Annotated in this window: 9 protein-coding genes; 8 read left to right on the top strand and 1 reads right to left on the bottom strand. The window is 70.5% G+C overall.

The features are described 5' to 3' along the window. Positions 1-68 precede the first annotated feature (68 nt). Positions 69-641 carry a hypothetical protein gene (locus ACLQ24_RS18965; RefSeq protein WP_425893050.1) on the top strand — a complete coding sequence of 191 codons (573 nt, stop codon included), beginning with the start codon at positions 69-71 and terminating at the stop codon, positions 639-641. 17 nt (positions 642-658) lie between these two features. Here the strand turns inward: ACLQ24_RS18965 and ACLQ24_RS18960 are convergent, their stop codons facing one another. Continuing rightward, complete coding sequence (locus tag ACLQ24_RS18960; protein ID WP_425893049.1) at positions 659-982, bottom strand: ferredoxin; 324 nt, start codon at positions 980-982, stop codon at positions 659-661. 179 nt (positions 983-1,161) lie between these two features. On the opposite strand from ACLQ24_RS18960, the gene arc reads away from it, so the two are divergent. The 7 genes from arc to prcA all read left to right on the top strand — a co-directional run bounded on the left by arc (position 1,162) and on the right by prcA (position 9,226). Beyond that, a complete protein-coding gene (arc, locus tag ACLQ24_RS18955) occupies positions 1,162-2,946 on the top strand; it encodes a proteasome ATPase (RefSeq protein WP_425893048.1) in 1,785 nt (594 codons plus the stop codon). 132 nt (positions 2,947-3,078) lie between these two features. Beyond that, positions 3,079-5,043 (top strand): hypothetical protein, encoded by a 1,965-nt coding sequence (locus tag ACLQ24_RS18950; protein ID WP_425893047.1) that lies wholly within the window; start codon positions 3,079-3,081, stop codon positions 5,041-5,043. Positions 5,044-5,168: 125 nt separating this feature from the next. Then, entirely contained in the window at positions 5,169-6,686 is a 1,518-nt protein-coding gene (gene dop, locus ACLQ24_RS18945; RefSeq protein ID WP_425893046.1) for a depupylase/deamidase Dop, read from the top strand. Between the two features lie 104 nt (positions 6,687-6,790). Further along, on the top strand, positions 6,791-7,006 hold the full coding sequence (locus ACLQ24_RS18940) for a ubiquitin-like protein Pup (RefSeq protein ID WP_088948111.1): 216 nt from the start codon (positions 6,791-6,793) through the stop codon (positions 7,004-7,006). Between the two features lie 234 nt (positions 7,007-7,240). Further along, complete coding sequence (locus ACLQ24_RS18935) at positions 7,241-7,576, top strand: endonuclease VII domain-containing protein (RefSeq protein ID WP_425893069.1); 336 nt, start codon at positions 7,241-7,243, stop codon at positions 7,574-7,576. Beyond that, the gene (gene prcB / locus ACLQ24_RS18930) at positions 7,495-8,334 is read left to right on the top strand and encodes a proteasome subunit beta (protein WP_425893045.1); all 840 of its coding nucleotides are present in this window, start codon (positions 7,495-7,497) and stop codon (positions 8,332-8,334) included. The genes ACLQ24_RS18935 and prcB overlap by 82 nt, the downstream gene beginning before the upstream one ends. Positions 8,335-8,395: 61 nt before the next feature. Then, positions 8,396-9,226: a proteasome subunit alpha gene (gene prcA / locus ACLQ24_RS18925; protein ID WP_425893044.1), complete on the top strand. Its 831-nt coding sequence runs from the start codon at positions 8,396-8,398 to the stop codon at positions 9,224-9,226. Positions 9,227-9,351: the final 125 nt, after the last annotated feature.

Here is a 9,351-nt window from a genome sequence, read left to right as displayed (position 1 = left end):
CGCCCAGCCCGACGCGACGGGGGAGATGGACAGGCCGTGACCATCGGTGAGGGCGGGGAGGCGACGGGATGAGCCGACCGGGCTACGGCGGCGGCGACCTGCCCGCCGTGTTTCCGGACTGGTCGCCCTACCAGGACCTGGAGTCGGCGGCGCGCGCCTACCTCCGGGACCCGGACGTCGCCCTGGAGGCGCTCGGCGGGGTGCTGCGCGGCGCCTCGGTGCTCGGCTTCACCCTGGAACGCTTCGTCAACGAGGTCAACGGCGTGTGGCAGGAGGTCGTCGTCTGCGACGGCAGCCGGCTGATCCTCTGGCACGGCGAGGACGTGCCGCCGGGGGAGGGGCCGCCGGGCTCGATGACGTCGTCGCTGCGGGTCGTGCCCGTCTCCACGGTCACCGAGGTGGGCTGCCGACGGCGACTCAACCGCTCCGACAGCGGCGAGATCCGGGTCGACAGCATCGACGTCTACCTGCTGCTCACCTCGCTGGACGAGGCGCCGCCGAGCGAGGAGACGGCCGGTACGCCCCGGCACGACGCGCTGCGGTTCGGCAAGACCCTCGACGACGGAGGGGCCGGGCAGATCGCCCGGCTGGAGGAGTTCGCCCGGCTGGTCGCCTCGGTCGTCGGCCGCCCGATGCTCTGAGGCGTACCCCGCTGGGGTCAGCGCCGCGCGGACCGCGCGGCGCTGGCTCGGTCGTCCTCGGCGTCCGGGCCGGCGACCTCGACGCCGTCGCCGCGCACCACGTGGATGCAGTCGCCCGGGCACTCCTTCGCGGAGTCGATCACTTCGAGTCGCAGGTGCTCGGGCACGTCGACGCGGCTGCCCGGAGCCAACCGCAGCTCACCGTCGACACCCTTGACGTACGCCAGGCCGTCGATGTCGAACTCGAACACCTCCGGCGCGTACTGCACGCAGAGCCCATCGCCCGTGCAGAGATCCTGGTCCACCCAGACCTGCAACTGGTCGGTCGCGACCTCGGCCACCGGTGCACCCCCCATGTTCTCCCGTACCAGCCTCCGACGGTACCCGAACGCCCGTACCGACCCCGCAAACCACCCCTTGGCGATCAAGGTTCAGTGACGAGGGTGTTGCGTGGGACCGAATCGGGCTCGTAGCGGCTAGTGTTAGCTCAGAACGTTCAAGCCCCCCGGGGAGGTGGGACGTGGCAGCACGCAGCGACGACGCGGACTCGCGCGCCGCACGGTGGGAGAAGGAAGCCCACGATCTCTCCACGCAGGTCGCGTTCCTTCAGGAGGAACTCGCCCTGGTGCGGCGCAAGTTGACCGAAAGCCCCCGACACGTCCGGCAGCTCGAAGAGCGGCTGGCGGCCACCCAGGCACAGTTGGCGCGGCTGACCGAGAACAACGACCGGCTGGTGAGCACCCTCAAGGAGGCTCGCACGCAGATCGTCACGCTCAAGGAGGAGATCGACCGGCTCGCGCAGCCGCCGAGCGGCTATGGAGTCTTCCTGGCCAAGCACGACGACGGGTCGGTGGACGTCTTCACCGGCGGCCGCAAGCTGCGGGTCGCCGTCTCGCCCTCGCTGGACGTGGCCGAGCTGCGGCGCGGCCAGGAGGTTCTGCTCAACGACGCGCTCAACATCGTCGACGCGTTCGGGTACGAGCGGGTCGGCGAGGTGGTGATGCTCAAGGAGATCCTGGAGGGGCCGAACGGCGCGCCGGGTGACCGGGCGCTGGTGGTCTCCCACTCCGACGAGGAGCGCATCGTGCACCTCGCCGAGACGCTCATCGGCTCGGCGATCCGCGCCGGCGACTCGCTCATGATCGAGCCCCGCTCGGCGTACGCGTACGAGCGGATCCCGAAGAGCGAAGTCGAGGAGTTGGTCCTGGAGGAGGTGCCCGACGTCGACTACTCCGACATCGGTGGCCTCCAGTCGCAGATCGAGCAGATCCGCGACGCGGTCGAGCTTCCGTTCCTGCACGCGGACCTGTTCCGCGAGCACCAGCTCCGTCCGCCCAAGGGCATCCTGCTCTACGGACCGCCCGGCTGCGGCAAGACGCTGATCGCCAAGGCGGTGGCCAACTCCCTGGCCAAGAAGATCGCCGAGCGGCAGGGCAAGGAGAAGCACACCAGCTTCTTCCTCAACATCAAGGGCCCGGAGCTGCTCAACAAGTACGTCGGCGAGACCGAGCGGCACATCCGGCTGATCTTCCAGCGGGCCCGGGAGAAGGCCGGCGAGGGCACCCCGGTGATCGTGTTCTTCGACGAGATGGACTCGATCTTCCGGACCCGTGGCTCCGGCGTCTCGTCCGACGTGGAGAACACGATCGTCCCGCAGCTGCTCAGCGAGATCGACGGCGTGGAGGGGCTGGAGAACGTCATCGTCATCGGCGCCTCCAACCGGGAAGACATGATCGACCCGGCGATCCTGCGCCCCGGTCGGCTCGACGTGAAAATCAAGATCGAGCGCCCGGATGCCGAGGCGGCGAAGGACATCTTCTCCAAGTACATCCTCTCCGGACTGCCGCTGCACCCGGACGACCTCGCCGAACACGGCGCCGACCCGCAGGCCACCGTGGCCGCGATGATCGACGCCGTGGTCCTGCGGATGTACTCGGAGACCGAGGAGAACCGCTTCCTCGAGGTCACCTACGCCAACGGCGACAAGGAAGTCCTGTACTTCAAGGACTTCAACTCCGGCGCGATGATCCAGAACATCGTCGACCGCAGCAAGAAGATGGCCATCAAGGAATTCCTCACCTCCGGTCGCAAGGGCCTGCGCCTGCAGCACCTGCTCGACGCCTGCGTCGACGAGTTCCGCGAGAACGAGGACCTCCCCAACACCACCAACCCCGACGACTGGGCCCGCATCTCCGGCAAGAAGGGCGAGCGGATCGTCTACATCCGCACGCTCGTCTCCGGCGGCAAGGGCGCCGAGGCCGGCCGGTCCATCGAGACCGCCAGCAACACCGGCCAATACCTGTAGGCAGGCGCTGACACCAGCGGGGCCCGGGACGCGTCGCGTCCCGGGCCCCGCTCGTCGCACCGCGGCCCACACACGCCCACCCGACCCGGTACGCTGTGGCGCTTCCAACCCTGCGAAACGTCGAGGATCCGCGTGCCGTCCGAACTCACCGTCACCGACCCGCCGGCACGCCCCGCAGTCGACCCGCAGACCCCGCCGCCCGCCCGCCCGTACCGCCGACTGCCCGTCGCGCTGGTCGCGGCCTGGCTGGTACCCGCGGTGGTTTACCCCCTGCACCTGGCCTGGCTGCTGCCCCCGCTCGTGCTGCTGGCTACGGCCAGCCTGCTCCGCGGCGGCCGCACCCTGCTCGACCGGCTCGTGCTCGCCATGCTGCTGCTCGTCGGCGCGACCACCGTCGCCGGGCTGCTCTTCACGGTCTGGCCCTGGGGGCTGCACCCCGTCGCGGTCAGCGGTACCGCGCTCACCGCGCTCGCCGTCATCGCCACGGTGACCGGCCGACGTCCCACCCTGCCCCGGCCCGGTTGGACCGACCTGCTGCCGGTCGTCGCCACCGTCGCCGTCGTCGGCTACCTCGCGTCGCCCTGGCTGCGGGCCGGCAACCTCGCCGGGCGCCTCAGCCTGCTCGCCCTCGGCGAGGACAACTTCCGCCACGTCGCCCTCGTCGACGCCATCGGTCGGCTCGGCGGGTACGCCTTCCTCGACCCGTCGGCAGCCCGCGACGACATCGTCTCCCTGCTCGCCCGCTATCCGCAGGGCTGGCACCTCACCACCGCCGTTCTCGACGCGCACCTGCGCTCCGCCACCGGCACCCCGAGCGGGGCCAGCAGCCTCAGCCACTACGGGTGGTGGTGCTTGGCAAACATCGGCCTGTTCGTGCTCACCCTCCTCTGGGCCGCCCAACGACTTCCCGGCCCCCTGCACCCGCTGCACCGGATCGTCCTGACCGTCGTCGTCGGCGCCCTCGTGCTCGGCAGCCAACTGCCCCGCCTGCTGATCGCCGGCTACCCCAGCGAGGTGCTCGGGCTCGCGCTCGCCGTCGCGCTGACCGCGCTTGTCGTACGCCCGCTCGCCAGCAACCGGGAACAACTCGTCCTCCTCGGCGCCGTGCTCACCGGCATCGGCTTCACCTACTACCTGTTCCTCCCCCCGGCCGGGCTGCTGGTGCTCGGCTGGCTGATCGCGCACCGCCGGGAGCTGACCCACATCCGCCGGACCGTGTTCGCCGTCGGCCTGGTCACCGCCCTGCTCGCCCCGCTGCCCCTGCTGCTGGGCGTGTTCGGCGCGTCCCAGACCGAGGCGCTCGACGCGAAGGCCGGCCCGGAGCTCGCCGAGGCGTGGCGTGCCCTGCTCGGCCTCACCCCGATCGTCCTGATCGGCCTCGTGATCCAGGCCCGCCGCGCCGACCGGGCCTGGCGGCGGCACCTCGCCGCCGTCGTGGTGGCCGTCGGCTTCGCCCTCGCCATTGCCCTGGCCAACCTCCTCACCGGCGTCCAGCCTGCCTACTACTTCATGAAGGGCGTGCACCTCGCTACCGTCGGGCTGATCGTCGGCGTCGCCGCCCTGGTCCTGCTGCTGCCCGTCCCGTCCGGCGACACGCCGCGGCGCCGGATCCGCGCCGCCGCCGTCCCCGCGCTCGCCGCCGCCCTGGCCGTGCTCACCGTCGTGACCCTCTGCGGGCTCACCGGTTGGTGTCACAGCCTGCTCGTCGTCAACAAGCAGAGCTGGACCCAGCTCTGGGTCCAGCGCAGCGTCGACAAACCGTCGAGGGTCGTTCAGGTCTGCGCCGCGGCCTACCGCCGCCACCCCGACCAGCCGGGCACCGTCACCGTCGTGCTCGACCGGACCGGCTACCGCGGCTACGTGGAATCGATCTGCCTCTCCGCCCTCCAGGGCACCACCGCCCAGACCGAGCCGGCGATCTACCTGCCGATGTTCGAGGAACCTGAACGCACCCGCAAGATTCTGCGCTCGACCCGCGGTCCGATCCGCCTGCTGATCAGCGACCCGGCCGCGCAGCGACGCGTCGACAAGCTGCTGACCAGGTACCCCGACCTACGCGGCCGGGTCACCACCGTCCCAATGATCATCAAGTACTGACCGCGGCGGGCGGGCACGCGGGACGACACCCGTAACCCGCCCGCACCGGCGCGCCCCCGTCCCCGAACAGTCGGACTACGCTCGACGTGACGGGGACGGGTCGGGCGAGCGAAGCGGGTAGGTCGATGAGCGTAAGACGGATCATGGGCACCGAGGTCGAGTACGGCATCTCCGTACCCGGCCAGGCTGGAGCCAACCCGATGGTCACCTCGTCGCAGGTGGTCAACGCCTACGGGGCCCGGCCCGAGCTCAACCGGGGTGGTCGCGCCCGGTGGGACTACGAGGAGGAGTCGCCGCTGCGCGACGCTCGTGGCTTCACCTACTCCGGGGCCGCCTACGACCCCGCCGAGGCCCTCGCCGACGAGGACCTGGGCCTGGCCAACGTGATACTCACCAACGGCGCACGCCTCTACGTGGACCACGCGCACCCCGAATACTCCACCCCCGAGGTCACCACCCCCCGGGACGTGGTGCGGTGGGACAAGGCCGGCGAGCGGGTGATGGCCGAGGCCTCCCGACGGGCCGCCACCATCCCCGGCAGCCAACCCATCCACCTCTACAAGAACAACACCGACAACAAGGGCGCGAGCTACGGCGCCCACGAGAACTACCTGATGCGCCGGCAGACCCCGTTCGCCGACATCGTGGCGTACCTGACGCCCTTCTTCGTGACCCGGCAGATCGTCTGCGGCGCCGGCCGCGTCGGCATCGGGCAGGACGGCGGCCAGAGCGGCTTCCAGATCTCCCAGCGCGCGGACTTCTTCGAGGTCGAGGTCGGCCTCGAGACCACCCTCAAGCGACCGATCATCAACACCCGCGACGAGCCGCACGCCGATGCCGACAAGTACCGCCGGCTGCACGTCATCATCGGCGACGCCAACCTCTCCGAGATCTCCACCTACCTGAAGGTCGGCACCACCGCGCTGATCCTCACCATGATCGAGGAGAAGGCGCTCGGCGCGGACCTCGGCATCGCCGACCCGGTCAGCGAACTGCGCGCGGTCAGCCACGACCCCTCTCTCACGCACCTCATGCGGCTGCGCGACGGTCGTCGGCTGACAGCCCTGGACGTGCAGTGGGCGTACTTCGAACGGGTGCGGTCCTTTGTCGACGACCGCTACGGCACCGACGTCGACGAGCAGACCGCCGACGTGCTGGACCGGTGGGAGGGCGTGCTGGACCGGCTCGGCCGCGACCCGATGCTCTGCGTGGACGAGTTGGACTGGGTTGCCAAGCTGCGGCTGCTGGAGGGCTACCGGGAGCGGGAGAAGCTCGGCTGGGGATCGCACAAGCTCCAGCTCGTCGACCTGCAGTACTCCGACGTACGCCCGGAGAAGGGCCTCTACAACCGTCTTGTCTCCCGGGGGGCGATGAAGACGCTGCTCACCGACGACGAGACCCGCAGCGCGATGACCGAACCCCCGGAGGACACCCGGGCCTACTTCCGGGGCCGCTGCCTCGCGCAGTACGCCTCCGAGGTGGTCGCCGCGAGCTGGGACTCGGTGATCTTCGACGTGGGCCGGGAGTCGCTGGTCCGGGTGCCGATGATGGAGCCGGAGCGGGGCACCCGTGCCCACGTCGGAGCCCTGTTCGACCGCTGTGCCAGCGCCAAGGACCTGCTGGAGACGCTGACCGGCGGCTGAACGCGCCACCGAATGCCCGCTGTGCGCCGGAAGCCGGCGCGCGGCGGGCTTTTCGTCGTCCGGGCGAGGTAAGTTCATCGCAGACGATCGTGGAGGAGGCAGCAATGGCCACTCATGACAGCGGCGGCCAGTCGCAGTCCGGCAAGTCCCGCCAGGGCGAGGAGATCGAGGACGTCACCACCGAGGCCAACCCCGAGGTGGCCGAGCGGCACGCCGAGATCACCGAGGACGTCGACGACCTGCTCGACGAGATCGACTCCGTCCTGGAGGAAAACGCAGAGGAATTCGTCAGGGGCTATGTCCAGAAAGGTGGTGAATGATACTATATGTTCGATTTGCCGGACGGTGCCGAGAAGGCGTGTCCGCAGTGCAAGAGAGTGCTGGCCACCTCGGAGTTCCACCGTGACCGGCGGAGGAAGGACGGGCTGGTGTCCGGACTGTGAGCAGATCAAGCCCCTTGGGGGGGCTTCTCCACCACCTCCACCAAGGCCAGCGGCCGACACAGCTACTGCAAACCCTGCCACAATGCCCGGGGGAGAGAGACGGCGCAGCGGCTGTTCGGCGGCACGCGCGAGTACCACCTCCAGCGGCGCTACGGCGTCGGGGAGAAGGAGTTTCAGGAGCTCCTGGCCGAACAGGGCGGGGTCTGCGCGATCTGTGGCGGCGCGGACCCGCAACATCTGGACCACGATCATCGCACCGGATGGGTGCGCGGGATACTCTGCTTCAACTGCAACGGTGGTCTTGGCCAGTTCCGTGACAGTCCTACGAGGCTGGCCAGGGCGATCACGTACCTGAGAGGAACCACGTGGCAGCGGGCTTTGATCCATCCGGGCGTCTACCAGATGTGTTCACCAACGCGGGGACGTCCTCCTTCACCACGTTTCTGAGCCGGGTGGCGCCCGAAATGCTGCCCGGTCGTCGACCCCTTCCGCCGGGCATGGCCGCCGACCTGGCGCCGCACGCGACGACCATCGTGGCGATCTCGGCCGCCGGTGGCGTGGTGATGGCCGGTGACCGACGGGCCACCATGGGCAACCTCATCGCCCAGCGCGACATCGAGAAGGTGCACCCCGCCGACGCGTACTCGTTGGTCGGCATCGCGGGCACCGCGGGCATCGGCATCGAGCTGATGCGACTGTTCCAGGTGGAGCTGGAGCACTACGAGAAGATCGAGGGTGCGATGCTCTCGCTCGACGGCAAGGCCAACCGGCTGGCGTCGATGATCCGGGGCAACCTGGGCGCGGCCATGCAGGGTCTCGCCGTGGTCCCGCTGTTCGCGGGCTTCGACCTGGCCGCCGGCGACCCGGCGCGGGCGGGGCGGATCTTCAGCTTCGACGTGACCGGTGGCCCGTACGAGGAGACCGGGTACGACGCGATCGGCTCCGGCTCGCTCTTCGCCAAGTCGGCGCTCAAGAAGCGTTTCCGGACCGGCCTGTCCGTCGACGATGCGACCCGGCTCGCGGTCGAGGCGCTCTACGACGCGGCCGACGACGACACCGCGACCGGCGGACCGGACCTGACCCGCCGGATCTATCCGGTGGTGATGACGGCTACCGCCGAGGGCACCCGCCGGTTGACCGACACCGAGACGGCGGCGATCGCCGAGGGTGTGGTCGCCGGTCGGATGGAGAACCCGGGCGGATGAGCCCCGTCCACCCCCACCAGTCCGCAGTCGTCCGCACAGCGCCGTAAGGAGAACCGCCGCCGTGGCCATGCAGTTCTACGCCTCGCCCGAACAGATCATGCGCGACCGCTCCGAGTTGGCCCGCAAGGGCATCGCCCGGGGTCGCAGCGCGGTGGTCCTGAGCTACTCCGGCGGGGTGCTCTTCGTCGCGGAGAACCTCTCCAGCGCCCTGCACAAGGTCAGTGAGATCTACGACCGGATCGGCTTCGCCGCCGTCGGTCGGTACAACGAGTTCGAGAACCTGCGCCGGGCGGGCGTGCGGATGGCCGACCTGAACGGCCTCAGCTACGACCGGCGCGACGTCACCGGACGGGCGCTCGCCAACGCGTTCGCGCAGACGCTGGGCGCGATCTTCACCGAGCAGTCGAAGCCGTTCGAGGTGGAGATCTGTGTGGCGGAGGTCGGGGCGACTCCGGACGACGACGAGCTGTACCGGCTTACGTACGACGGGTCGGTCAACGACGAGCCGGGCCGGATGGCGATGGGTGGCCAGGCCGAGGCGATCACCGGTGTGCTGAAGTCGCAGCACCGGGCGGACATGTCCCTCGGTGAGGCGGTCCGGGTGGCGGTGCAGGCGTTGAGCACCGTCGGTGGTGAGGGCGGCGCGGCTCGGACCATCGCCGCGAACCAGCTCGAGGTGGCGGTGCTGGACCGCCAGCGGGTCGGGCGTACGTTCCGCCGGATCACGGGGGCGGCGCTGACGGCGCTGCTCGACGGTGATGTCGCGGCGGGGGAGGAGCCGGCCGAGGCGGGTGGGCCGGACACGCCTGCGCAGCCGACGACGGAGGCCCACAAGCCGACGACGTCGGCGGGCTCGGCCGACCTGGAGGACAAGCCGGCGGACGGCAAGTAGCACGGGTCATGTCGGGGGGGGGGGGGGGGGGGGGGCCGCCCCCCCCCCGGGAGGGGCCCGGCGGCCGGGGCCGCGCCCGCCGGGGGGGGGGGGCCGCCCCGGCCGGGCGGGGGGCGCCCGCCGGG

The organism is Micromonospora sp. DT4 (genome assembly GCF_049841675.1).
Lineage (GTDB): Bacteria > Actinomycetota > Actinomycetes > Mycobacteriales > Micromonosporaceae > Micromonospora.
Note: the sequence above shows the minus strand (reverse complement) of the source record. Positions and strands in the feature narration are given on the sequence as shown.

Bases quoted from the DNA above. Each gene is read 5' to 3' on its own strand.
- ACLQ24_RS18965 (WP_425893050.1), top strand. From the start codon at position 69: ATGAGCCGACCGGGCTACGGCGGCGGCGACCTGCCCGCCGTGTTTCCG.
- ACLQ24_RS18940 (WP_088948111.1), top strand. From the start codon at position 6,791: ATGGCCACTCATGACAGCGGCGGCCAGTCGCAGTCCGGCAAGTCCCGC.
- dop (WP_425893046.1), top strand. From the start codon at position 5,169: ATGAGCGTAAGACGGATCATGGGCACCGAGGTCGAGTACGGCATCTCC.